A 22,499-nucleotide genomic window follows, 5' to 3' on the forward strand; every position below is an offset into this window, starting at 1 on the left:
GCACTGGCTTTTAACACACTGTTGAGTTCTCAAGAAACGGACGCGTACACCCCGGCAAGACCCGACCAGCGGCCCCCGCCGAAGAGGCGTTCATTCGTTTCGTCTTCCGAAGTTTACCAGATCCGGACGATTTTCGCAAACCGCCTGATTCCGGGATCTTCCGGACGCCTCTTCCGAGGCAACCCTTCTAACTTACCTGAACTTTCAGCCTCTGTCCAATGACGCGCATCGAACCAGACCGGAAGCCCCGGGCCATCAGTTGGGTTGTCGGGGCGAGCTCCGCCCCACACAGAAAACTCTAGCAGCCCCTGCGGGGTCGGAAGACCTGTTCTCGGTAACGAATAGGCCTTCCCCTCGTCCGTATGGCTCAAACCCCCAGAGCGGCGAGCTGCCCTTCGAGGCGCGCGATGTCGGCCTCGGCCTGGTCGGCACGCGCCCGGACCTTTGCCACGACCTCGTCGGGCGCCTTGGCCATGAACTGCTCGTTGCCCAGCTTGGCGGCCGCCTGAGCAGCCTCCTTGCGCGCGACCGCGAGGTCCTTCTCCAGGCGCTTGCGCTCGGCGGCCACGTCGATGGCGCCGGCGGTGTCGATCTCCACGGTCACGCCGCCCACGGTCAGCCGGGCCGTCGCCGAGAACGTCTCAGCCGGCTCGGTGAGGCGGAGCAGCGAGCGGATCGCCGCCTCCTGCCGCTCCACGGCGCTGCCGGCCAGCCCCAACCTGGCGGCCACCTTCTGGCCGGGCTTGAGACCCTGATCGGAGCGGAACCTGCGGACCTCCGTGACGACCTCCTGGAGGGCGGCGACCTCCGCCTCCGCCCGCGGATCGGCGTAGCGGGGGTCGGCCTGGGGCCAGGGGGCGACGACGATGGACTCGGCGCCGGTCAAGGCCCGCCACAGCTCCTCGGAGACGAACGGCACCAGCGGATGGAGCAGCCGCAGCAGCGCGTCGAGCACCTGGCCGAGCACCAGCCGGGTGTGGTCGAGGCCCTCACCGAGCTGGATCTTGGCCAGCTCCAGGTACCAGTCGCAGACCTCGTCCCAGGCGAAGTGGTAGAGCAGCTCGGAGGCCTTGGCGAACTCGTAGTCCTCAAGGGCGGCGTCGGCCGCCGTGATGACGCTCTGCAGCCGGGAGAGGATCCACCGGTCCGCCGCGGTGAGCTGGGCGTCGTCGAGCGGGCCCACGGCGGCGCCGTTCATCAGCGCGAAGCGGGTCGCGTTCCAGATCTTGTTGCAGAAGTTGCGCGAGCCGGCCGCCCATTCCTCGCTGATCGCCACGTCGGCGCCGGGGTTGGCGCCGCGCAGGAGCGTGAAGCGGGTGGCGTCGGCGCCGAAGCGCTCGATCCAGTCGAGCGGGTCGACGACGTTGCCGAACGACTTCGACATCTTCTTGCCGTACTGGTCGCGAACCATGCCGTGCAGGGCGACGACGCGGAACGGCGGCTCGCCGTCCATCGCGTACAGGCCGAACATCATCATCCGGGCGACCCAGAAGAACAGGATGTCGTAGCCCGTCACCAGGACGGAGGTCGGGTAGAAGCGCTCCAGCTCGGGGGTGCGCTCGGGCCAGCCCAGGGTGGAGAACGGCCACAGCCCGGAGGAGAACCAGGTGTCGAGGACGTCAGGGTCCTGGATGTAGCCCTCGGGCGGGGTCTCGTCGGGACCGACGCAGACGACCTCGCCGTTGGGGCCGTACCAGACCGGGATGCGGTGGCCCCACCAGAGCTGGCGGGAGATGCACCAGTCGTGCATGTCGTCGACCCAGTCGAAGTAGCGCTTGGCCATCTCCGGCGGGTGGATGCTGGTGCGGCCGTCACGCACCGCGTCGCCGGCCTCCTTGGCCAGCGGGCCCACGTTGACGAACCACTGCAGCGACAGCCTCGGCTCGACCACGGTCTTGCAGCGCGAGCAGTGGCCGACCGAGTGGACGTACGGGCGCTTCTCCTCGACGATGCGGCCCTCGGCGCGCAGCGCGGCGACCACGGCCGGGCGCGCCTCGAACCGGTCGAGGCCCTGGAACGGGCCGTGGGCGGTGATGACGCCGCGCTCGTCCATGACGGTCATGGACGGCAGCGAGTGGCGGCGGCCGATCTCGAAGTCGTTGGGGTCGTGGGCGGGGGTGACCTTGACCGCGCCGGTGCCGAACTCGGGGTCGACGTGCTCGTCGGCCACGACGGGGATGCGGCGGCCGGTCAGCGGCAGCTCGACGGTCGTGCCGACGAGGTGCGCGTAGCGCTCGTCGGACGGGTGGACGGCCACGGCGGTGTCGCCGAGCATCGTCTCGGCCCGGGTGGTGGCCACCACGATCTCGTCGGAGTAGCGGATCGAGACCAGCTCGCCGTCGTCCTCGCTGTGCTCCACCTCGATGTCGGACAGCGCCGTCAGGCAGCGCGGGCACCAGTTGATGATGCGCTCGGCGCGGTAGACCAGCCCGTCGTCGTACAGCTTCTTGAACATGGTGAGGACGGCCCGCGAGAGGCCCTCGTCCATGGTGAAGCGCTCGCGCGACCAGTCGACGCCGTCGCCGAGCTTGCGCATCTGGCCGAGGATCTTGCCGCCGGACTCTTCCTTCCACTCCCAGACCCGCTCGACGAACGCCTCGCGGCCCAGGTCGTGGCGGGACATGCCCTGCTTGGCGAGCTCACGCTCGACGACGTTCTGGGTGGCGATGCCGGCGTGGTCCATGCCGGGCAGCCAGAGCGTCTCGTGGCCGCGCATCCGGGCGCGGCGGGTCAGCGCGTCCTGGACCGAGTGGTCGAGCGCGTGGCCGATGTGGAGCGAGCCGGTGACGTTGGGCGGCGGCAGGACGATGCTGTAAGGCGTGCGCGAGCTGCCCGGGTCGGCGTGGAAGTAGCCTTCGGTTACCCATCGCTCGTAGCTGCGGGTCTCGACGTCGGCCGGGGTGTACTGGGTGGGCAGCTCTGGCGTTGTCACGGTGACCAATTCTAGGGAGACGGGAAAGGGAAACGCCCCATGGAGGGTGTCCACGGGGCGCTGGCCTTGCCTGGGAGGCTCAGGCCGACTTCTCTCGTGGAGTGCGTTGCTGCTTGGCGGCGAGCTGGTCGCGGGGTACGAGGGTCGGGATCGCGTGTTCGAGCACGGACTCGCGGGTGATGACGACCCGGGCGACGTCCTGCCTGGAAGGCACCTCGTACATGACGGACTGGAGCACCTCCTCCAGGATCGCGCGCAACCCGCGGGCGCCGGTGCCGCGCAGGATGGCCTGGTCGGCGATGGCCTCCAGGGCGCCGTCGGTGAACTCCAGCTCCACCCCGTCGAGTTCGAGCAGCTTGCGGTACTGCTTGACCAGCGCGTTGCGCGGCTCGGTGAGGATCTGGATGAGGGCCTCGCGGTCGAGGTTGTGGACCGAGGTGATGACCGGCAGGCGCCCGACGAACTCGGGGATCATGCCGAACTTCAGCAGGTCCTCGGGCATCACGTCGGCGAAGATGTCGGCCGTGTCGGCCTCTTCCTTCGACCGGATGATGGCGTTGAAGCCGATGCCCTTCTGACCGACCCGCGACTCGATGATCTTTTCGAGGCCGGCGAACGCGCCACCGCAGATGAACAGCACGTTGGTGGTGTCGATCTGGATGAACTCCTGGTGCGGGTGCTTGCGGCCGCCCTGCGGCGGCACCGAGGCCGTCGTGCCTTCGAGGATCTTCAGCAGCGCCTGCTGCACGCCCTCGCCGGAGACGTCACGCGTTATCGACGGGTTTTCGCTCTTGCGGGCGATCTTGTCGACCTCGTCGATGTAGATGATGCCGGTCTCGGCCTTCTTGACGTCGTAGTCGGCGGCCTGGATGAGCTTCAGAAGGATGTTCTCGACATCCTCGCCGACGTAGCCGGCCTCGGTGAGGGCCGTCGCGTCGGCGATGGCGAAGGGCACGTTGAGCATCTTCGCCAGGGTCTGCGCGAGCAGCGTCTTGCCCGAGCCTGTCGGTCCGAGCAGCAAGATGTTGCTCTTGGCCAGCTCAAGGCCGTCGTCTCTGCCCCGGTCGCCGGACTGCACCCGCTTGTAGTGGTTGTAGACCGCCACCGAGAGCGCCTTCTTCGCCTTGTCCTGACCGATGACGTAGGCGTCGAGGAACTCGTAGATCTCCCTCGGCTTGGGCAGGTTGTCCCACTTGAGCTCGGAGGACTCGGAGAGCTCCTCCTCGATGATCTCGTTGCAGAGATCGATGCACTCATCGCAGATGTAGACGCCTGGACCGGCGATGAGCTTCTTGACTTGCTTCTGGCTCTTTCCACAGAACGAGCACTTCAGCAGGTCTCCCCCGTCGCCGATGCGTGCCACCCCAGATACTCCTTTGCGTGGGACCGCCCTGCTCTCCGCGATCCGTATCCTCCGGACCCGGTCCGAACCGCTCAGGTTTCGACGTTACCGTCTTCTGGGCCCTCAGTGAGCCCCCTAGCGGCGAGTCGCACCGGAACGTGCCCTCTTGGGCAGCGCTCCGGTGCCTCACGTCTCGTCTAGGAAGCTACGGGCTGAGCTCGCTTCTTCCTTGACGGGATTATGTCATCGATCAGACCATACGCCTTCGCCTCATCGGCGTTGAGAATTTTGTCGCGTTCGATGTCCTTTCGGACCTCGGCGGCGGACCGTCCGGCATGCCGCGCCACGATCTCCTCGAGGAGCGAGCGCATGCGGAGGATCTCCCTGGCCTGGATCTCGATGTCGCTGCCCTGGCCGCCGCCCTCGGTGGACGGCTGGTGGATCAGCATCCGGGCGTTGGGCAGCGCGAACCGCTTGCCCGGCGTGCCGCCGGCCAGCAGCACAGCCGCGGCGGAGGCGGCCTGGCCGAGGCAGACGGTCTGGATTTCCGGCCGGACGAACTGCATCGTGTCGTAGATCGCCGTCATGGCGGTGAAGGACCCGCCGGGCGAGTTGATGTAGATGCTGATGTCACGGTCGGGATCGAGCGACTCCAGCGTCAGCAGCTGGGCCATGACGTCGTTGGCCGACGCGTCGTCGATCTGCACTCCGAGGAAGATGATGCGGTCCTCGAAAAGCTTGTTGTACGGGTTCATCTCCTTCACGCCGTAGGACGTGCGTTCGACGAAGGAGGGGAGAACGTAACGGCTCTGGATGTTCACTTGCTCCCCCTAGGAGACGGGGCCCTGCGAGGGCACCTGCCGAGCGCTGCGCACGACGTGGTCGATGAAGCCGTAGTCCTTGGCCTCGTCGGCCGTGAACCAGCGGTCGCGATCGGAGTCGCGCTCGATGACCTCGAGCGGCTGCCCGGTGTGGGCGGCGATCCGCTCGGCCAGCATCTTCTTCACGTAGAGCATCTGCTCGGCCTGGATGGCGATGTCGGCAGCCGTGCCGCCGATGCCGCCGGACGGCTGGTGCATCATGACCCGCGCGTGCGGCAGCGAGTAGCGCTTGCCCCTGGCGCCCGCCGACAGCAGGAACTGCCCCATCGAGGCGGCCATGCCCATGACGACCGTGGAGACGTCGTTGGGCACGTATTCCATCATGTCGTAGATCGCCATGCCGGCGCTGACCGAGCCGCCCGGCGAGTTGATGTAGAGAGTGATGTCGCGCTCCGGATCGTCAGCGGCCAGGAGCAGCAGCTCGGCGCAGATCCGGTTGGCGATCTCGTCGTTGACCTCCTGACCGAGCACGATGATGCGCTCGCGCAGCAGGCGCTGGTAAAGCTGATCCTCAAGCCGGAAGGCCGAGCCGTTTTCACGGCCTCGCGACTCAGGCTGGAAGAAGGTCGGCGGGCTGCTCACAGCTTCACCTTCCGATGCGTCGTAATCGATGGGCTTTGCTTGTGACCCTAACGCGCGCTGCCCACAGGTCATGCCCGGTCCACGGGGTGTTCGCTGACGGCGCATGCCGCCGGGAACGCACGAAGCCTCCGGCCCGCCCGCGACATCGGGCCGGCCGGAGGCTCCGGACGGGCGTGTGCGTGGCTACGCCTCGGCCTTCTGCTCCTCGGACTCCTCAGCCGGCTCCTCGGAGGCCTCTTCGCCGTTGATCTCGGTGTAGATGGCCTTGAGGTCGACCTCGCCGCCCTCGCTGTCGACGACTTTGGCGGCATCGCCGAGCACGGCCTTGGCCTTGTCGCGGACGATCTCGACCATGGCCAGCGTCAGCTGGTCGTTGTCGGCGAGGTGCTGGGCCAGCTGGTTGGGCTGGACGCCCATCTCCATGGCGCGGCGGACCACGAAGTTGGTCAGCTCCTGCTCGGAGACGCCGAGCTCCTCAGCCTTGACGATCTTGTCGAGCACGAAGCCGACCTTGATGGCGCGGGCCGAGGCGGTCTCGAACTCGGCGAAGCGCTCCTCCTCGGTCGTCTGGTAGAGCCGGAAGTAGGCGTCGCGGCTCAGGCCGCTCTCGGCGATCTGGTGCTCGAGGTTGTGCTTGCGGGCGTCGATCTCGGCCTTGAGCGCGCTCTCGGGGATCGGGACGTCGATCTTCTCCAGGAGCGTGTCGAGCGCCTTGTCGCGGGCCTGCACCACCTGGTCGATGAGCTTGGTGCGGCGGACCTGCTCGCGGATGCTGCCCTTGAGCTCGTCGAGCGTGTCGAACTCGCTGGCGAGCTGCGCGAACTCGTCGTCGAGCTCCGGAAGCACCTTCTCCTTGACCGACTTGACGTTGATGATGACGTCGGCCTCCTGGCCGGCGTTCTCACCGCCGACGAGCTCGGTGCGGAAGCTCTTCTCCTCGTCGGCGGACATGCCCACGAGGGCGTCGTCGAGGCCCTGGAGCACGGAACCGGCGCCCACCTCGTAGGAGACCTCGCTGGCCTGCTGCTCCTCGATGTTCTCGCCGTCGATCTCGGCCCGCAGGTCCATGACGACGTAGTCGCCGACGGCGGCCGGGCGCTCGACGCCGGTCAGCGTGGCGAAACGCTGGCGGAGCGCGTCGAGCTGCTCGTCGACGTCGGAGTCGGCGACCTCGGCGGAGTCGACGGTGATCTCGACGCCCTGGTAGTCGGGGACGTCGAAGTTGGGACGGATGTCGACCTCGGCGGTGAACTCGATCTGCTCACCGTCCTCGATCTTCGTGACCTCGATGTCCGGCTGGCTGACCGGGAACACGTCGACCTCGTCGACGGCCTGGCCGTAGAGCTTGGGCACCGCTTCGTTGAGGGTCTCCTCCAGGACGACCGCCCGGCCGAAGCGCTGCTCGATGATGCGCGCCGGGACCTTGCCAGGGCGGAACCCGGGGACCCGCACCTGCTGCGCGACCTTCTTGTACGCCGCATCCATGCTCGGGCGCAGCTCGTCGAACGGCACCTCGACAGTGAGCTTCACCCGGGTCGGGCTGAGCTCCTCGACAGCGGTCTTCACGGGGTGGTCTCCTTGATCAAGCTTCGAGTGTTCGCAGGCGCGTCCATTCGGTACGGCTCGCGCGCCGCGCCCACGTAATCGGTGCTGGGCATGCTCCGCAACGGCGGCATCCAAGCGCCATGGTCAGTCTAGGGCAGACCCAGCAGCTCTCAGAACTCATCCGCGATGGCGCGCAGCAGCTCCACAGTCTCGTCAGGCGTGGTGCTGACGGCGCACAACCGTTCCATGACCTCGGTGTAACGATCGACGTCCTCACGCTTGTCCAGGTAGAGGGCGCCGGCGAGCTGCTCGACGTAGATGACGTCGGGCAGGTCGTTGTCCGGGAAGCGCAAGATGGCGAACGCGCCGCCCTCCGCGCTGTGACCGCCGAAGCTGAACGGCATGACCTGAATCGTGATGCTCGGCTGGCGCATCAGATCGATCAGATGCTCGATCTGGGCGCGCATGACCTCGGCGCCGCCGATGGGCCGGCGCAGCGCGGCCTCGTCGATGACCGCCCAGAACACCGGGCCGTCGGGCTTGTCGAACAGCCGCTGACGTTCCAATCGCAGGTCGACGCGCCGGGAGATCTCGTCGGGGCTGAGCCCGGCGGAACCGGCGGTGACGACCGCGCGCGCGTACTCCTTGGTCTGGAGCAGGCCGGGGACGAACTGGACCTCGTACGTCCTGATCCGGGCGGCCGCCTCTTCGAGGCCGACGTACGCCTGGAACCAGGTGGGGAGGATGTCGTTGAAGCGGTGCCACCAGCCCGGCTCGTTGGCCGTGGCCACCAGGTCGAGCACGGCGCCGCGCGCCTGGTCGTCGGTCACCCCGTACAGCGTCAGCAGGTCGGCGACGTCACGCTCCTTGAAGCCGACCCGGCCGAGCTCCATGCGGCTGATCTTGGATTCGGAGCCTCTGATGAGGTGCCCCGCCTCCTCGCGGGTGACGCCCTTGCTCTCCCTGAGCTTGCGGAGTTGGGAGCCCAGAAGGATGCGCAGCGCCGTAGGGCCGGAACCCGGCTGGTTCTGCGTCACTTTGCCTCCTATCAAGGTCCGCACCACACAGTGACACCACATCGCCGGGTATGACAAGGTCTCAGCTCGGTGTCCGATTCGGATATGTTCCGGTACATCGACCATGCTGCTGCACCTTGCGAATGCACGTGCATTCGGGTCTTGCAGCGACGCCCGGTCGTGACCCATGATGGCTTAGTGCATTTTGGGCCAAACATGCACTAAGCCGATGGCAACTGGGAGGTAACGGCGGGATGGTGGAGGATCCTCTGGCCACTGCCGACTGCCTCCAGATCACCCGTGAGGTGGGGTTCGACCAGTTGCTCACGTCGGCCAAGCCGTACACCACCGCGTGCCCCCTCCCGTTCCAGGCCGACTCGGTCAAGACGGCCAGAGACGTCACCCGCTCCACCCTCGCCCGCTGGGGCCTGTCCGAGCTGGGCGACGACGCCGCCCTCGTGGTCTCCGAGCTTGTCACGAACGCCGTCAGGTACGGCATGTACGCGCACGGCAGCAACGAGATCACCCTGCTGCTGATGAGGGTGGCGCCGCACGTGCTGCTGGCGGTCGCCGACCCCAGCGACGACGTGCCGCGGCGCAAGGAGCCCGACTTCATCTCGGAGAACGGCCGCGGGCTCTACATCGTGGAGACGTACAGCCAGTGCTGGGGCTGGGACCCGCTGAGGCGCGGCGGCAAGGCCGTCTGGGCGCTCTTCCACGCCGGCCCCTGACAGACCGGCCCTAGGAGCCGCGGCGGTCCAGGAAGAACCACGCGCCCAGGCAGAGCAGCGCCATCACGCAGAGGAACGCCACCAGCCCTCGCCCTTCCACGACGAAGGCGGTCACCACGAACACCGCGGCCGCGCCGGCGGCCAAGGAGGAAGTGCGTATCACAGGGGCATTGTGCCGCACCGGGCGAACCACGCGACTCCGGACCGGCCTCTCAGGCCGCGGCGGACGAGCACACCACCCGACCTCCTACGACCCGGGCCAGGCGTCCCGGCACAGGGTCGTCCGAGAACCTGTGACGGCCGGCTCCGCCGGTCGCCCCCGGTCTCAGGAAGCGGCTTTCAGGCTGGTCGGGGCGACAGGATTTGAACCTGCGACTTCTTGCTCCCAAAGCAAGCGCGCTGCCAAGCTGCGCCACGCCCCGTGGCGCCGGGGTACGCACGCGCTCCGGGACTCCGGTACGCTTACGCCCTGACGACCGGATGCAGTCTAGACCAGACTTCGACCGGTTCGCGCGGACGTAGCTCAATGGTAGAGCCCTAGTCTTCCAAACTAGCTACGCGGGTTCGATTCCCGTCGTCCGCTCCACATGCGAAGGCCCAGGCCAGGGAGACGATCCCACCGCCTGGGCCTTGCTGTTGTCTGATGGAACCCCGGGTCGCCTATGATCAGCACGACGGCAGGAGGCCCCGTGATCTTCCATCCGTACGCGCTCTGCGCCCTCGTCATCATGCTCGGCGGAGTCGCCCTGTTCGTCGTGATGAGCATCCATCTCTGGAAGCTGTTCTGCGGAAGCGCCCCCGGCGGGGACACTCGACTCTCGGACGATCGCGAAGACTCCAGGTAGTCAGTGGCCGGGGTGAAGCCAGTGCGATCTCGGTGAGGCCCGCCGTCCTGGAGCGGGCGGCTCGTAGGCTCGGGTGATGGGTGTACGACCGATCTCGGCCGGGGCGCTGGCCGAGGAGCTCGCCGACAGGGTCGCGGGGTGGCCGCGCGAGGCGTGGGTGCGGGTGGTGGTCGACGGGGCGCCGGCGGCCGGGCCGGGTGAGCTGGCCGATCGGCTCGCGGGGCCGTTGCGGGTGCGCGGGCGGGAGGTGCTGCGGGTGTCCGCGGACGACTTCCTGCGGCCCGCGTCGCTGCGGCTGGAGTTCGGGCGCACGGACCCGGACGTGTTCTACGACGAGTGGCTCGACACCGGGGCGCTGCTGCGCGAGGTGCTGGAGCCGCTGGGGCCGGGGCGGTCGGGGAGGGTGCTGCCCGCGCTGTGGGACAGCGGGGCCGACCGCGCCTACCGCGTGCCGTACCGGACGCTGCCGCCCGGCGGGGTGCTGCTGCTCGACGGCACGCTGCTGCTGGGCCGGGGGCTGCCGGTCGAGCTGGCCGTGCACGTGTGGCTGTCCCGGGGCGCGCTGGAGCGCCGCACGCCCGCGGAGGAGCGGTGGCGGTTGCCGGCGTACGAGCGGTACGAGCGCGAGGTGCGGCCGCAGGAGGTCGCGGATGTGGTGGTACGGGCGGACCATCCGGATCGGCTGGCGATCCGGGCCGTGAACGGGTAGGTGACGGTTATGGCTGATTATGGACGTCCGCTGGAGTTCGGCTACTTCCTGGTGCCCTATGCCGATGATCCGCTGGTCGAGTACGCGCGGCTGGCCGACGAACTGGGGCTGGACCTGATCGGTGTGCAGGATCACCCGTACCAGCGGCGCTACGTGGAGACCTGGACGCTGCTGAGCGTGATCGCCACGGCCACCGAGCGGGTGCGGGTGTTCCCTGACGTGGCCAGCCTGCCGATGCGGCAGCCGGCCGTGCTCGCCAAGGCGGCGGCCACCCTCGATTTGCTCAGCGGCGGCCGGGTGGAGCTGGGGCTGGGCGCCGGGGCGTTCTGGGACGCGATCGAGGCGTACGGAGGAGCGCGGCGCACGCCCGGGCAGGCGATCGGCGCGCTGGAGGAGGCCGTCGCGGTCGTCAGGGCGATCTGGAGCGGCGAGCGCAACCGGCGGTTCGACGGCGAGCACTACCGGCTCAGCGGCGCGCAGGCGGGGCCTGAGCCCGCGCACCCGATGGAGATCTGGCTCGGCGTCGGCGGGCCGCGGGCGCTCGCGCTCACCGGCAGGGCCGCCGACGGGTGGCTGCCGTCCTCGTCGTGGGCGCCGCCGGAGCGGCTGCCCGAGCTGCAGGCGCGCATCGACGAGGCCGCGGAGAAGGCGGATCGCCGGCCGCGGGACGTGCGCAGGCTCTACAACGTCAACGGCACCATCACCGGAGGCCCGAGCGAGGGCTTCCTCAAGGGCCCGGCCGGGCAGTGGGTGGACGAGCTGACCGACCTGGCGGTGGCCTACGGGATGGACACGTTCATCCTGTGGCCGGAGGGCGACCAGCGGGAGCAGCTGACCAGGTTCGCCGAGGAGGTCGTGCCGGAGGTGCGCCGCCAGGTCGACGCGGAGCGACGCGCCTGACGGGACTGGATCGTGACCGGCGGCGGGAGCAGACTGGGACGATGATCCCCAGCAACTGGTACAACATCGTTCCCGATCTGCCCGCCCCGCCTCCCCCGCCGCTGCACCCGGCGACCAGGCAGCCGATCGGTCCCGATGACCTGGCGCCGCTGTTCCCGATGGAGCTCATCCGTCAGGAGGTCGGCCAGGAGCGGTACGTGCCCATTCCCCAGGAAGTGCTCGACGTCTACCGGCTGTGGCGGCCGACCCCGCTTATGCGGGCCCGCAACCTGGAGAAGTCGCTGGGCACGCCGGCGCGCATCTACTACAAGTACGAGGGCGTCTCCCCGGCTGGCTCGCACAAGCCGAACACGGCCGTCCCGCAGGCGTACTACAACGCCCAGGAGGGCGTGCGCAGGCTCACCACCGAGACGGGCGCCGGGCAGTGGGGCAGCTCGCTGGCCTTCGCCTGCGCCCAGTTCGGCCTCGACTGCGAGATCTGGATGGTGCGGGCCTCCTACGACCAGAAGCCGTACCGTTCGGCGCTGATGCGCGTGTACGGGGCGAGCGTGCACGCCAGCCCGTCGCCCGTGACGCAGGCCGGCAGCAAGGTGCTGGCCGAGTACCCCGGCTCCCCCGGCAGCCTGGGCATCGCGATCAGCGAGGCGGTCGAGGTCGCCGCGTCGGCCGACGACACCCGGTACGCGCTCGGGTCGGTGCTCAACCACGTGCTCATGCACCAGACGGTGATCGGCGAGGAGGCGCTGGGGCAGCTGGAGGAGATGCCGGACGTCATCGTCGGCTGCACCGGCGGCGGGTCGAACTTCGGCGGCCTGGTCTTCCCGTTCCTGCGCGAGAAGCTGGCCGGGAAGATCGACCCGGTCATCCGGGCCGTCGAGCCGGAGGCGTGCCCGTCGTTCACGCGCGGCCGCTACGCTTACGACTTCGGCGACACGGCGGGCCTGACCCCGCTGATGAAGATGCACACGCTGGGCCACGACTTCGTGCCCGACCCCATCCACGCGGGCGGGCTGCGCTACCACGGCATGTCGCCGCTGCTGTCGCACATGTACGAGCTGGGGATGTTCGAGGCGGTCACCCGCTCGCAGAGGGAGTGTTTCGAGGCGGGGGTGCGCTTCGCCAGGACGGAGGGCATCCTGCCCGCACCAGAGCCGACGCACGCGCTGGCCGAGACCATCGCGGAGGCGCTGCGCTGCAAGGAGAGCGGGGAGGAGAAGGTGATCCTGACCGCGCTGTGCGGGCACGGCCACTTCGACCTGGCGGCGTACGAGCGCTACCTGTCGGGCGAGATGGAGGACTTCGCGCTGCCGCAGGAGCGCATCGACGAGGCGCTGAGCGGGCTGCCGGCGTGAACGAGGACCCGCCGCCCGCCGGGCGGGCGGCGGTGTCCGTCAGCGCGCGGTGGGGCGCTTGCCGTGGTTGGCCTTCTTCTTCTTGCGTGCCTTGCCTTTGCGTGCGCGCCTGGCCATACGGTCACCTCCCGGTGGTCGGGGTACGGGATCCAACCCAACGTCCCTCTTCACCGGCTTCCCGGCAAGGCCTGGGGTTACCTAACATTCCCCAACATATTCGTGTCATAATTTGGTGGAATCTGTTGGAAGGAGCGGGGGCGTGCTCGCACAGCAGCGCCAGCAGGCGATCCTCGAACGCGTGCGCAGCAAGGGCGGTGTCCGGGTGGCCGACCTCGTGCGCGAGCTCGGCGTCTCCGACATGACCATCCGCCGGGACCTGGAGGTGCTCGCCGACCGGGGGCTGCTGGAGAAGGTCCACGGCGGCGCCACCGCGGTCGGTCCCGGCTCCACCGAGGAGCCCGGCTTCACCGCCAAGTCGGCCAGGCAGCAGCAGGAGAAGGAGGCCATCGCGCGCCGCGCGGCCCAGCTCGTGCGCCCCGGCACCGCGGTCGCCCTGTCCGCCGGCACCACCACCTGGGCGCTGGCCCACCATCTGATCGGCGTGCCCGAGCTCACCGTGATCACCAACTCGATCCCGGTGGCCGACGTCTTCCACCGCAACGCCCGCGCCGACCGCACGGTCGTGCTCACCGGCGGCGTGCGCACCCCCTCCGACGCGCTTGTCGGCCCGGTCGCGGTGGCCGCGATCCGCCGCCTGCACGTCGACACGCTCTTCCTCGGGGTGCACGGGATGAGCCTGCGCGCCGGGTTCACCACTCCCAACCTGCTGGAGTCCGAGACCGACCGTGAGCTGGTCAGCGCCGCGCACCGGCTCGTGGTGCCGGCCGACCACACCAAGTGGAACACGGTCGGCATCAGCACCATCGCCGAGCTGACGGAGGCCGACGTGGTCATCAGCGACGCGGGGCTGCCCGAGGAGGCACGCAGGGAGCTGGCCGACAGGGCCGGAGAGTTGATCATCGCAGAGGGGGCGGCGTGAAGCGCACCATCACCGAGCTGGCCGACGGCCGGGAGCTCATCTACTTCGACCGGAGCGACGGCGCCGACCGCAGCGCGATCGACCGGCGGCCGCTGGACCCGCGGCCGGTGGCGTCGGAGCTGCGCTACGACCCGCTGACCGAGGAGTGGATCGCGATGGCGGGCCACCGGCAGACCCGGACGTTCCTGCCGCCGCCCGACGAGTGCCCGCTGTGCCCGTCGTCCGACACGCGGGCGTCGGAGATCCCGGCGTACGACTACGACGTGGTCGTGTTCGAGAACCGCTTCCCCTCCTTCTCCGGCAATCTCGGGACTTATCAGGATGTCGGGGGGCTGAGCGAGGTCCGGCCGGGCATGGGGCGGTGCGAGGTGGTGTGCTTCACCTCGACGCACGACTCGTCCTTCTCCCAGCTCTCCGACGACCGGGTGGAGCTGGTCATGGAGGCCTGGGCCGACCGTACGGCCGAGCTGTCCGCACTGGAGGGCGTCGAGCAGGTCTTCTGCTTCGAGAACCGGGGCGAGGAGATCGGCATCACGCTCTTCCACCCGCACGGGCAGATCTACGCGTACCCGTACGTGACGCCGCGCACCAAACTGCAGCTCGGGGCGGCCCGGCGGTACGCGGAGCGGCGACAGGGCCGCAACCTGTACGCGGACGTGCTGGCCGCCGAGCGGGAGGCCGGGGTCCGGGTGGTGGCGGCCAACGAGCTGTGGACGGCGTTCGTGCCGGCGGCCGCGCGCTGGCCGTTCGAGGTGCACCTCTACCCGCACCGGCAGGTGCCCGACCTGGCGGCGCTGTCGGAGGCCGAGCGGTCCGCGTTCGCCCCGCTCTACACCTCGGTGCTGCGCGCGCTGGACGGGCTGTTCGGGGTGCCGATGCCGTACATCTCGGCCTGGCACCAGGCGCCGGTCCGGCAGGACCGCGAGCTGGGCTACCTGCACCTGGAGCTGTTCTCCATCAGGCGGGCCCCGGGCAAGCTGAAGTATCTGGCAGGATCCGAGTCGGCCATGGGCGCGTTCGTCAACGACGTGCTCCCCGAAGAAGCCGCACGCATGCTTCGATCACAGGTAGATCACTAAGAGATTTCCGTTTGACTCGCATTACTTGTGATCTACCACTACTATCCCTTCCAGCACGACCGTAAAGCGCCGTGTGAACATGCCTAATCCTGGGCGAGTTGCCCAGGAGCCGGGGACCCAATCGCACTTGGGGTGAATCCACTTCGGTGGTAGGGAGCGCTCCCGTACCCGAACCCGTCAGCTAACCCGGCCGGCAGAGGGAGAGGACCCATCACGTGGCGGCAGCGTCCCCCGCGCATCTTGCCATCGGTTTCGTCACCGCCGCGGCGGTGCTTTTCACCCCGGCCCTTACCACGTCCGCGGCGGCGGACCCCAAGCCCGGCGAGCAGCAGCTCCGCAGGGAGCTGAAGCAGCTCAACGCCAAGGTCGACAAGCTGATCGAGCGCTACAACCTCAAGCGCGTCGAGCTGGCCGAGGCCCGCAAGGCGGCGGAGGAGGCCGACAAACGGCTGGCCACCGCCGAGCAGACCCTGAGCTCCGCCGAGGACCGGGTCGCCGAGCTGGCCCTGCTGCAGTACCAGAGCGGTGGCATGCAGCTGCCGAGCCTGATCCAGTTGCCCGACGGCCGCAACGCCGCCCTGCTGGCGCAGCTCACGGCCGAGCAGCAGGCGCTGGTCGACAAGGTGGCCGAGGCCCGCGACGAGACGAAGAAGGCGGCCGACGAGGCCACGGCGCTGACCAAGGAGATCGAGTCCGACGCCGCCGAGGTGGCCGGCCAGCGCGAAGAGGCCGAGGGCGTCATCAAGGACATCGAGAAGAAGCTGGAAGATCTGGTGCCGATCGCCACCGGCCGCCGTTCCGACGGCACCTGGGCGCCGCAGCTCCCGTCGGGCGCCGACAACATCACGCCCCGCACCCGGCTGATGAAGACCGAGATCGCGAAGAACTTCGCCCTGCCGTTCAGCGTGGGCTGCTTCCGCTCCGGGTCGAGCGGCGAGCATCCGCTGGGCCGGGCCTGCGACTTCATGATGAGCACCGGCGGCTCGATGCCGTCAGGGACCAACACGGCCCTCGGCGACCGCATCGCCGAATGGGCCGTGCAGAACCGCGGCAAGCTGGGCGTGAAGTACGTGATCTGGAAGCAGCGGATCAACCACGGCTCGGGCTGGAGCGGCATGTCCGACCGGGGCAGCATCACCGAGAACCACTTCGACCACGTGCACATCTCGATGCACTGAGAAGGGGATCTCCAGCGTCATCGCGGGACGAGCAGCCCTCGGTGGAACGCCTCGGTGACGGCGGCGGCGCGGTCCCCCACGCCCAGCTTGGCGTAGATGTTCAGAAGGTGACTCTTGACCGTGGCCTCGGTGATGAACAGCCGGGCGGCCGCCTCACGGTTGGTGTTCCCGGCCGCCACGAGTTCGAGGACCTCGAGCTCACGACGGCTGAGGAGTTGCGGCGCGGGGGTCCTGACCCGGTTCATCAGCCGTGCCGCCACCGAGGGGGACAGCACGCTCTCTCCCTTGGCGGCGGCCCGCGCGCCTCGCAGCAACTCCTCCCGGGGAGAGTCCTTGAGCAGGTAGCCGGTCGCCCCCGCCTCGATCGCCGGGAGGACATGGGTGTCGGTGTCGTAGGTCGTCAGGACCAGCACGCGCGCGGTGACGCCCAGCCTGGTCAGCTCGTTGATCGCGGTCAACCCGTCCATGCCCGGCATGCGCAGGTCCATCAGGATCACGTCGGGCCGGAGCTCCTGGGCGAGCCGTACGGCCGCGGCGCCGTCCGCCGCTTCGCCCAGCACCTCGAATCCCGGCGCGGAGGCGAACATGCTGCTCAGCCCGTCCCTGACGACGGGATGGTCGTCCGCGATCAACAACCGGACCGTGGCCGCGTGATCGGTCATGCGTGGCTCCCGGCCGGCAGGGTGGGGACGCAGGCCGAGATCCCGGTGCCGGCTCCGGGCTCGGACTCGATCCGCAGCGTGCCGGACAGTCCTTCGACGCGCTGACGCATGATGGTCAGGCCGAATCCGCCGCCGCGGGGCGGCGGTGACCCGCCGTCCGTGTCGAGACCCGCGGGGTCGAAGCCCCTGCCGTCGTCACGTACGTCCAGCGCGACCTCGTGGTCCAGGTAGGACAGGGTCACGCCGACCCTGGTGGCGTGCGCGTGCTTGGCCACGTTGGCCAGTGCCTCCTGGGCCGTGCGCAGCAGCGCGAACTCGGCCTCCGGTGTCATCGGCAGCGCCGTGCCGGTCGTCGTGACCTGAACGGCGAGCCCGTGCAGCCTCGACCACCGGCCGGCGACGTCGGCGAGGGCGTCGCTCAGGCGCGCGGTCCGCAGCGGCTCGGGCCGGAGCGCGTCGACCGAGCGCCGCGCCTCGGCCAGGCTCTCCCTCGCCAGGTTCTTGACGGCGTCGAAGGGCCGGCGCCACGGCGCCGGGACCTCGTGCATCTGCTCGGCCGCCTGGAGCTGCGCGATGATGCCGGTGAGCCCCTGCGCCAGGGTGTCATGGATCTCGCGGGCCATCCGCCGGCGCTCGTCGAGCACGCCCGCCTCCCTCGCCTGGGCGAGCAGCTGGGCGTGCAGGCCGGCGTTCTCGGCGAGCGACGCCTCCAGCAGCCGGTTCGTCCGGCTCAGCTCTCCGAGGGTCTGCTCGCGCCGCTCCTCCTCCTTCTCGGCGAGCCACAGGCCCCAGGCGCAGGCGCACATCATGGCGATGTTGAAGGCGATGACGATCACGGCCAGCGTCAGGCCGAGGACGTCGGTCCTGGGGATGTTGGACGCCTGCGCGGTACCGGCCAGGACCGCCGTGGCGGCCACCCCCAGCAGCCGCCACGGCCAGCGCAGGACCGTGAAGGAGTAGATGTAGGCGGCGGGGGTGAGGAGCCCGAAGAGGGGATGACGGATCACCAGGACCGCGGTGATCACGAGCAGCCCCGCGACGAACACCCCCATGGTCCGTAGCCGGCCCCACCAGCCGGGACGCAGGGTGAACATGCCGAGCATCCACGCGGCGGCCAGGGCGCACAGACCGAGGTCGACGAGCAAGGAGCCCGTCCAGTCCTCCACGACCAGCAGGATCGCGACGAGGAGCGCCAGCAGCGCGTAGGGCACCACGTTGACCAGAAGGAACGGCGGCTGTGGCGAAGTCTTCAAGGCTCCCTCTCCCTTGCCGGATTCTATTCCGGGCGGCTATTCCCAGCGGAACCAGCGGATCGCGACGGACGCGCACACCACCGCGTAGGCCGCCAGGGTCAGCAGCGGCACGGTGGACGGGAAGTGACCCTGGTACGCGTCCTGGAACGCCCCCATGCCCGCGCCGAGCGGGGTGTAGTGGGCGATGTCCCGCAGCAGCGGCGGCATCTGCGAGATCGGCACCCACAGTCCGGCGAAGAACATCATCGGGAAGAACAGCACCGTGCCGATCGCCGTGGCCGGGCCGCGCCCGGGCGCGAGCGCGGTGATCAGCAGGCCGATCGCGAGCAGCGCGGCCGCCGCGAGCAGCCAGGCGAGGGCGAAACCGGGAAGGTGCTCCGGCAGGCCGACGCCGAAGCCGAACCCGGCCACCGCGAGGAACAGGACCATCGCGACGACCGCGATGGCGAAGTTGGCCACGAGCTGGGCGGCGAGCACGCGGGCGGGGCCGACCGGGGTGGTCCGCATGCGCCGCAGCACGCCGTTCTCCCGGTATCCCGCGAGCGTGGTCGGCAGGGAGGCCGTGGCCAGGATGGCCAGGTTGAACAGAACCAGAACAGGGACGTAGAGGTCGAAGTACGTCAGGCCGCCGCCGCCCTCCACGGGCGTCCGCAGATCGGAGACGCTGCCGAGGATGACCAGCAGGATCAGCGGGAAGCCGATGCCCCACAGGGGGCCGACCTTGTCCCGGACGCACAACGTGCTCTCGGCCTTGATGAGCCGCCAGGTCGCGGAACCCCGCTCGGCGGTCTTCGATGCTGACATGGGCATGGGGGCCTCTCTCTGATGTGTCACCGGGGGCCGGGACGCTTGCCGGTCAGCCGGACGAACGCGTCCTCCAGGCTCGCCTGCTCGACGCGCAGTTGATGGGCCACGATCCGGTTGCGGGCCAGCACGGTGGTGACGGCGTTGAGCGCGTTGTCGTTGCCGTTGACGATGACCAGCTCTCCCCTGCGGGTGACGCCGGAGACGTCGGGCAGGCTCGTCAGCAGGCGGTCGTCCATCGGCCTGGACGGGCGGAACTGGATCCGCTGCCCGGCGCACGCCCGCTCGGTCAGACCGGCCGGGGTGTCCACCATGACGACGCGGCCGGCGTCGATCAGCGCGAGCCGGTCGCACAGCCGCTCGGCCTCCTCCATGAAGTGGGTGACCAGCACGATCGTCACCCCGCGAGAGCGCACGCCCTCGATCAGGTCCCAGGTGTCGCGCCGGGCCTGCGGGTCGAGGCCGGTGGTGAGCTCGTCGAGGATCGCCACCCTGGGGCTGCCGACGAGCGCCAGCGCGATCGAGAGCCGTTGTTTCTGGCCGCCGGACAGCTTGGCGTACCTGGTCCTCGCCTTGTCCGCCAGGCCGAGGCCGTCCAGCAGTCCGCGCCAGTCGGCGGGCTCGGGATAGAAGGAGCTGTAGAGCTCCAGGGCCTCGGCGACCTGGAGCCGCTCGGGGAGGTGGCCGGCCTGCAACTGGACGCCGAGCCGGCGGGTCAGCTCGGCGCGGTCACGGAGAGGGTCCAGCCCGAGCACCTTGATCTCACCGCGGTCCGGGGTGCGGAGGCCCTCGACGCACTCCACGGTCGTCGTCTTGCCGGCGCCGTTCGGGCCGAGGATCCCGAAGATCTCACCCTCCTGGACGGTGAGCGAGACGTCGTCGACCGCGATCTTGTCGTCATAGCGTTTGTGGAGGTCGCGTACCTCGATCACTGGTGGCATGCGCGCGTCCCTTCGGTGGTTGGCGCATTCAGCCTGCTACGACCGGCACTTCCGCCGACACCGACCAGGAGACGGGACCTGGCCGCCGGACGGCGGAGGCGGCGATCCACCGATCGGTGGATCGCCGCCCGGACGTAGCCCAGTGCCCTGCGGGTCAGGACGGGAACGGCGGCGCTGTCGGCGCTGTCGGCGCGCCCGGCAACCGGGAACCCGCGGGCAGCAGTGAATCGCACGCTTCGACCGCCGCCCCGTACTTCCCCGACAGGACGTCGACGCGCTCACCCTTGATGTCGAGGTTGACCAGCCCGTCCGAGGAGAGCACGACCTCGGGGAAGCCGGGCAGCCCGTGAGCGCGCATGCAGGCGGTGAACTGCTCGCCGTCCCTGACGGGCTCCTCTTCCGAGCCGGCCATCCAGCCCACGCCGGCGGCCAGGACGACGGCGGCCAGGACGAACCTGCGGATCTTCGAGCCGAACATGATGTCTCCGTTTCGGTCGGCCGTGTGTGCCTCCAGGAAAGCCGGGGGCCGGTTACAGGGTCGGAACGGTGACGGTTACCCCGCTGTAACCGGCGATGGGGGCATTCTGGGGATCATGAGGGTGTTGGTGGTCGAAGACCATGAGGAGCTGGCCCTGACGGTCGCGGCGGGGCTGCGCCGCGAGGGCATGGCCGTCGACGTGGTCCTGGACGGCCGGAGCGCGCTCGACCGCACCTCGGTGACCCGTTACGACGTGATCGTGCTCGACCGGGACCTGCCCGGCCTGCACGGTGACGAGGTGTGCGGGTCGCTGGCCGGCGCCGGCTATCCGGCGCGGGTGCTGATGCTCACCGCCGCCGGGACGATCGACGACAGGGTGACGGGGCTCGGCGCGGGCGCCGACGACTACCTGCCCAAGCCGTTCGCCTTCGCCGAGCTGGTCGCCCGGATCAGGGCGCTGGCCAGGCGGTCGCACCGCGCTCTCCCGCCGGTGCTCGTCCACGGCGACCTGCGGCTCGATCCGTCCACCCGGATCGCCGTCCGCGACGGGCGCCGGCTGCCGCTGAGTCCCAAGGAGTTCGCCGTCCTGGAACTGCTGCTGACCGCCGGAGGCGCGGTGGTCTCCGCCGAGGAGTTGCTGGAGCGCGGCTGGGACGAGTTCGCCGACCCGTTCACCCACACCGTGAAGGTCACGATCAGCCGGCTGCGCCGCAAGCTCGGCGATCCGCCGCTGATCGAGACCGTCCCGCAGGCGGGATACCGCATATGAGGCGGACCGTACGGCTTCGCCTGACCCTGCTCTACGGTGGCCTGTTCGCGCTGGCCGGGGTCGTGCTGGTCGCGCTCATCTACCTGCTGGTCCAGTACTCGCCCTTCCCTGCACCGCCCGCCGCGCCCGCGCCGCCCGGCGGGTTCGACGTGTCCGTCCGGACGCCCACGGTGGAGCGGGCGGCAGACCCGCTCCGGCTGCTGGTCAACTCCCTGATCGCGCTGGCCTTCATGACCTGCGCGGCGATGGTGCTCGGCTGGCTCATGGCCGGGCGGGTGCTGCGGCCGCTGGGCGAGATGACGGACACCGTCAGGCGCATCACGGCCGACCGGCTCGACCGGCGGCTGGCCGCCTCCGGGCCCGACGACGAGCTGAAAAGGCTGGCCGACACCTTCGACGCGCTGCTGGACCGGCTGGAGGCGGCCTTCACCGCGCAGCGGCGCTTCGTCGCCAACGCCTCCCACGAGCTGCGCACGCCGCTGACGCTGCAACGGGCCATGGCCGAGGTCGCGCTCGCCGACCCCGAGGCCGACGCCCGGGCTCTGCGGGCCGTGCTGGAACGCGTCGTCGCCGCGGGGAAGCATCAGGAACGGCTCATCGAGGCCCTGCTCGTGCTGGCCCGCAGCCAGCAAGGGCTGGACCACCGCCGCCCCCTCGACCTGGCCGCGATCACCGGACAGGCACTCGGGCGATACGAGGACGCGGAGATCCGCGTCGACTCCTCCCTCCGCCCGGCGCCCGCCTCCGGTGACCCCGCCCTGATCGAGCGGCTGGTCACGAATCTGCTGGACAACGCCGTACGCTACAACGTGCCCGATGGGTGGATCGCGGTGGAGACGGCGGGGCGTTCCGGCCGCTCCGTCCTCCGGATCTCCAACAGCGGCCCGCTGATCCCGCCCGAACGGGCGCACCTGCTCACGCGGCCCTTCCAGCGCCTGGAGACCGGCAGGAAGGCCGGCGGCGACGGGTCGGGGCTCGGGCTGTCGATCGTGGCCGCCGTCGTCGAGGCCCACCGCGGCACGCTGGAGGTCCGGCCGCTGCCGGACGGCGGGCTCGACGTGACCGTCACCTTGGTGCCACCCGGCCCAGCATGAGGGCCGCCGTCAGGGCAGGCGGGCGAGGAGCGACTTGGGCGCCGTCTGCCGGTAGGCGTCGGTGACGAGTTCGGCGATCTCGTCCCAGTCGACGCCCTCGACGTCCAGGTAGACGCCCAGCCAGCCGCGGTGTCCCACGTACGGCGGGCGGAAGAAGCGGGCCGGGTCGTGCGCCACCAGCTCCTCCTGGGCGCCGGGCGGGGCCGCGCACCAGAAGGCCAGCCGGTCGTCGTGGTGGTGGTCGGCGTACATGACGAACGTCTTCTTGCCGCGCACGAACCAGGTGGGCTCGCCGTGGCTGAGCCGCTCGGTGACCTCGGGCAGGGCCAGGCAGACCTCGCGCAGCCGCTCCAGGGGGTCCATGCGG

The 22,499-nt window shown here is 69.7% G+C and carries 23 protein-coding genes, 2 tRNA genes and 1 riboswitch; of the genes, 11 read left to right on the top strand and 14 right to left on the bottom strand.

The window, feature by feature from the left end; genetic code table 11:
- Positions 1-367: 367 nt before the first annotated feature.
- The 6 genes from AB0K05_RS42180 to AB0K05_RS42205 form a co-directional block, all read right to left on the bottom strand.
- Entirely contained in the window at positions 368-2,932 is a 2,565-nt protein-coding gene (locus tag AB0K05_RS42180) for a valine--tRNA ligase (RefSeq protein ID WP_333485735.1), read from the bottom strand.
- Positions 2,933-3,011: 79 nt separating this feature from the next.
- Positions 3,012-4,295 (bottom strand): ATP-dependent Clp protease ATP-binding subunit ClpX, encoded by a 1,284-nt coding sequence (clpX, locus tag AB0K05_RS42185; RefSeq protein ID WP_148029965.1) that lies wholly within the window; start codon positions 4,293-4,295, stop codon positions 3,012-3,014.
- A 176-nt stretch (positions 4,296-4,471) separates the two neighbouring features.
- Positions 4,472-5,095, bottom strand: a complete 624-nt coding sequence (locus AB0K05_RS42190) for an ATP-dependent Clp protease proteolytic subunit (protein ID WP_148029964.1) — start codon at positions 5,093-5,095, stop codon at positions 4,472-4,474.
- Positions 5,096-5,104: 9 nt separating this feature from the next.
- A complete protein-coding gene (locus tag AB0K05_RS42195) occupies positions 5,105-5,737 on the bottom strand; it encodes an ATP-dependent Clp protease proteolytic subunit (RefSeq protein WP_148029963.1) in 633 nt (210 codons plus the stop codon).
- Positions 5,738-5,920: 183 nt separating this feature from the next.
- Complete coding sequence (tig, locus tag AB0K05_RS42200) at positions 5,921-7,303, bottom strand: trigger factor (protein WP_148029962.1); 1,383 nt, start codon at positions 7,301-7,303, stop codon at positions 5,921-5,923.
- 149 nt (positions 7,304-7,452) lie between these two features.
- Entirely contained in the window at positions 7,453-8,319 is an 867-nt protein-coding gene (locus AB0K05_RS42205; RefSeq protein WP_148029961.1) for a helix-turn-helix transcriptional regulator, read from the bottom strand.
- A 233-nt stretch (positions 8,320-8,552) separates the two neighbouring features.
- On the opposite strand from AB0K05_RS42205, the gene AB0K05_RS42210 reads away from it, so the two are divergent.
- Positions 8,553-9,029 (top strand): ATP-binding protein, encoded by a 477-nt coding sequence (locus tag AB0K05_RS42210; RefSeq protein WP_148029960.1) that lies wholly within the window; start codon positions 8,553-8,555, stop codon positions 9,027-9,029.
- 10 nt (positions 9,030-9,039) lie between these two features.
- Here AB0K05_RS42210 and AB0K05_RS42215 read toward each other — a convergent pair whose 3' ends face one another.
- Together AB0K05_RS42215 and AB0K05_RS42220 are read right to left on the bottom strand one after the other, a co-directional pair.
- The gene (locus tag AB0K05_RS42215; protein WP_187281012.1) at positions 9,040-9,192 is read right to left on the bottom strand and encodes a hypothetical protein; all 153 of its coding nucleotides are present in this window, start codon (positions 9,190-9,192) and stop codon (positions 9,040-9,042) included.
- 182 nt (positions 9,193-9,374) lie between these two features.
- Positions 9,375-9,451 (bottom strand) — tRNA-Pro (locus AB0K05_RS42220).
- A 90-nt stretch (positions 9,452-9,541) separates the two neighbouring features.
- Between AB0K05_RS42220 and AB0K05_RS42225 the strand changes: the two genes are divergently transcribed.
- From AB0K05_RS42225 to AB0K05_RS42260, 8 genes are all read left to right on the top strand, one after another.
- Positions 9,542-9,615, top strand: a tRNA-Gly gene (locus AB0K05_RS42225).
- Positions 9,616-9,718: 103 nt separating this feature from the next.
- On the top strand, positions 9,719-9,874 hold the full coding sequence (locus AB0K05_RS42230) for a hypothetical protein (protein ID WP_219547087.1): 156 nt from the start codon (positions 9,719-9,721) through the stop codon (positions 9,872-9,874).
- Between the two features lie 76 nt (positions 9,875-9,950).
- Entirely contained in the window at positions 9,951-10,583 is a 633-nt protein-coding gene (locus AB0K05_RS42235; RefSeq protein ID WP_364237150.1) for a uridine kinase, read from the top strand.
- A 9-nt stretch (positions 10,584-10,592) separates the two neighbouring features.
- Entirely contained in the window at positions 10,593-11,483 is an 891-nt protein-coding gene (locus AB0K05_RS42240) for an LLM class flavin-dependent oxidoreductase (protein WP_271278629.1), read from the top strand.
- Between the two features lie 41 nt (positions 11,484-11,524).
- Positions 11,525-12,835, top strand: a complete 1,311-nt coding sequence (locus AB0K05_RS42245) for a TrpB-like pyridoxal phosphate-dependent enzyme (protein WP_364237152.1) — start codon at positions 11,525-11,527, stop codon at positions 12,833-12,835.
- 259 nt (positions 12,836-13,094) lie between these two features.
- Positions 13,095-13,874: a DeoR/GlpR family DNA-binding transcription regulator gene (locus tag AB0K05_RS42250; RefSeq protein WP_148029954.1), complete on the top strand. Its 780-nt coding sequence runs from the start codon at positions 13,095-13,097 to the stop codon at positions 13,872-13,874.
- Positions 13,871-14,953, top strand: a complete 1,083-nt coding sequence (galT, locus tag AB0K05_RS42255; RefSeq protein WP_364237154.1) for a galactose-1-phosphate uridylyltransferase — start codon at positions 13,871-13,873, stop codon at positions 14,951-14,953. The genes AB0K05_RS42250 and galT overlap by 4 nt, the downstream gene beginning before the upstream one ends.
- Positions 14,954-15,023: 70 nt before the next feature.
- Positions 15,024-15,163: riboswitch (cyclic di-AMP (ydaO/yuaA leader) on the top strand.
- Positions 15,164-15,168: 5 nt separating this feature from the next.
- Entirely contained in the window at positions 15,169-16,131 is a 963-nt protein-coding gene (locus AB0K05_RS42260; RefSeq protein ID WP_364237156.1) for a hypothetical protein, read from the top strand.
- A gap of 17 nt (positions 16,132-16,148) precedes the next feature.
- Here the strand turns inward: AB0K05_RS42260 and AB0K05_RS42265 are convergent, their stop codons facing one another.
- The 5 genes from AB0K05_RS42265 to AB0K05_RS42285 form a co-directional block, all read right to left on the bottom strand.
- Entirely contained in the window at positions 16,149-16,793 is a 645-nt protein-coding gene (locus tag AB0K05_RS42265; RefSeq protein WP_148029951.1) for a response regulator transcription factor, read from the bottom strand.
- Positions 16,790-18,046: a sensor histidine kinase gene (locus tag AB0K05_RS42270; protein WP_364237158.1), complete on the bottom strand. Its 1,257-nt coding sequence runs from the start codon at positions 18,044-18,046 to the stop codon at positions 16,790-16,792. Before AB0K05_RS42270 ends, AB0K05_RS42265 begins: the two co-directional genes overlap by 4 nt.
- A gap of 36 nt (positions 18,047-18,082) precedes the next feature.
- A complete protein-coding gene (locus AB0K05_RS42275) occupies positions 18,083-18,856 on the bottom strand; it encodes an ABC transporter permease (RefSeq protein WP_364237160.1) in 774 nt (257 codons plus the stop codon).
- Positions 18,857-18,876: 20 nt separating this feature from the next.
- On the bottom strand, positions 18,877-19,791 hold the full coding sequence (locus AB0K05_RS42280) for an ABC transporter ATP-binding protein (RefSeq protein WP_364237163.1): 915 nt from the start codon (positions 19,789-19,791) through the stop codon (positions 18,877-18,879).
- Between the two features lie 154 nt (positions 19,792-19,945).
- Positions 19,946-20,269, bottom strand: a complete 324-nt coding sequence (locus tag AB0K05_RS42285; protein ID WP_364237165.1) for a hypothetical protein — start codon at positions 20,267-20,269, stop codon at positions 19,946-19,948.
- A gap of 115 nt (positions 20,270-20,384) precedes the next feature.
- Between AB0K05_RS42285 and AB0K05_RS42290 the strand changes: the two genes are divergently transcribed.
- Both AB0K05_RS42290 and AB0K05_RS42295 read left to right on the top strand, forming a co-directional pair.
- Complete coding sequence (locus AB0K05_RS42290) at positions 20,385-21,038, top strand: response regulator transcription factor (protein ID WP_148029947.1); 654 nt, start codon at positions 20,385-20,387, stop codon at positions 21,036-21,038.
- Entirely contained in the window at positions 21,035-22,132 is a 1,098-nt protein-coding gene (locus tag AB0K05_RS42295; protein WP_364237167.1) for an ATP-binding protein, read from the top strand. The genes AB0K05_RS42290 and AB0K05_RS42295 overlap by 4 nt, the downstream gene beginning before the upstream one ends.
- A gap of 9 nt (positions 22,133-22,141) precedes the next feature.
- Here AB0K05_RS42295 and AB0K05_RS42300 read toward each other — a convergent pair whose 3' ends face one another.
- Positions 22,142-22,495 (bottom strand): MmcQ/YjbR family DNA-binding protein, encoded by a 354-nt coding sequence (locus tag AB0K05_RS42300; protein ID WP_364237170.1) that lies wholly within the window; start codon positions 22,493-22,495, stop codon positions 22,142-22,144.
- Positions 22,496-22,499: the final 4 nt, after the last annotated feature.

The organism is Nonomuraea sp. NPDC049486 (genome assembly GCF_040676925.1).
Lineage (GTDB): Bacteria > Actinomycetota > Actinomycetes > Streptosporangiales > Streptosporangiaceae > Nonomuraea > Nonomuraea ferruginea.

Coding starts and splice junctions, on each gene's coding strand:
- AB0K05_RS42210 (WP_148029960.1), top strand. CDS start 8,553: ATGGTGGAGGATCCTCTGGCCACTGCCGACTGCCTCCAGATCACCCGT.
- AB0K05_RS42235 (WP_364237150.1), top strand. CDS start 9,951: ATGGGTGTACGACCGATCTCGGCCGGGGCGCTGGCCGAGGAGCTCGCC.
- AB0K05_RS42240 (WP_271278629.1), top strand. CDS start 10,593: ATGGCTGATTATGGACGTCCGCTGGAGTTCGGCTACTTCCTGGTGCCC.
- AB0K05_RS42245 (WP_364237152.1), top strand. CDS start 11,525: ATGATCCCCAGCAACTGGTACAACATCGTTCCCGATCTGCCCGCCCCG.
- AB0K05_RS42265 (WP_148029951.1), bottom strand. CDS start 16,793: ATGACCGATCACGCGGCCACGGTCCGGTTGTTGATCGCGGACGACCAT.
- AB0K05_RS42275 (WP_364237160.1), bottom strand. CDS start 18,856: ATGCCCATGTCAGCATCGAAGACCGCCGAGCGGGGTTCCGCGACCTGG.
- AB0K05_RS42280 (WP_364237163.1), bottom strand. CDS start 19,791: ATGCCACCAGTGATCGAGGTACGCGACCTCCACAAACGCTATGACGAC.
- AB0K05_RS42285 (WP_364237165.1), bottom strand. CDS start 20,269: ATGTTCGGCTCGAAGATCCGCAGGTTCGTCCTGGCCGCCGTCGTCCTG.
- AB0K05_RS42290 (WP_148029947.1), top strand. CDS start 20,385: ATGAGGGTGTTGGTGGTCGAAGACCATGAGGAGCTGGCCCTGACGGTC.
- AB0K05_RS42295 (WP_364237167.1), top strand. CDS start 21,035: ATGAGGCGGACCGTACGGCTTCGCCTGACCCTGCTCTACGGTGGCCTG.
- AB0K05_RS42300 (WP_364237170.1), bottom strand. CDS start 22,495: ATGGACCCCCTGGAGCGGCTGCGCGAGGTCTGCCTGGCCCTGCCCGAG.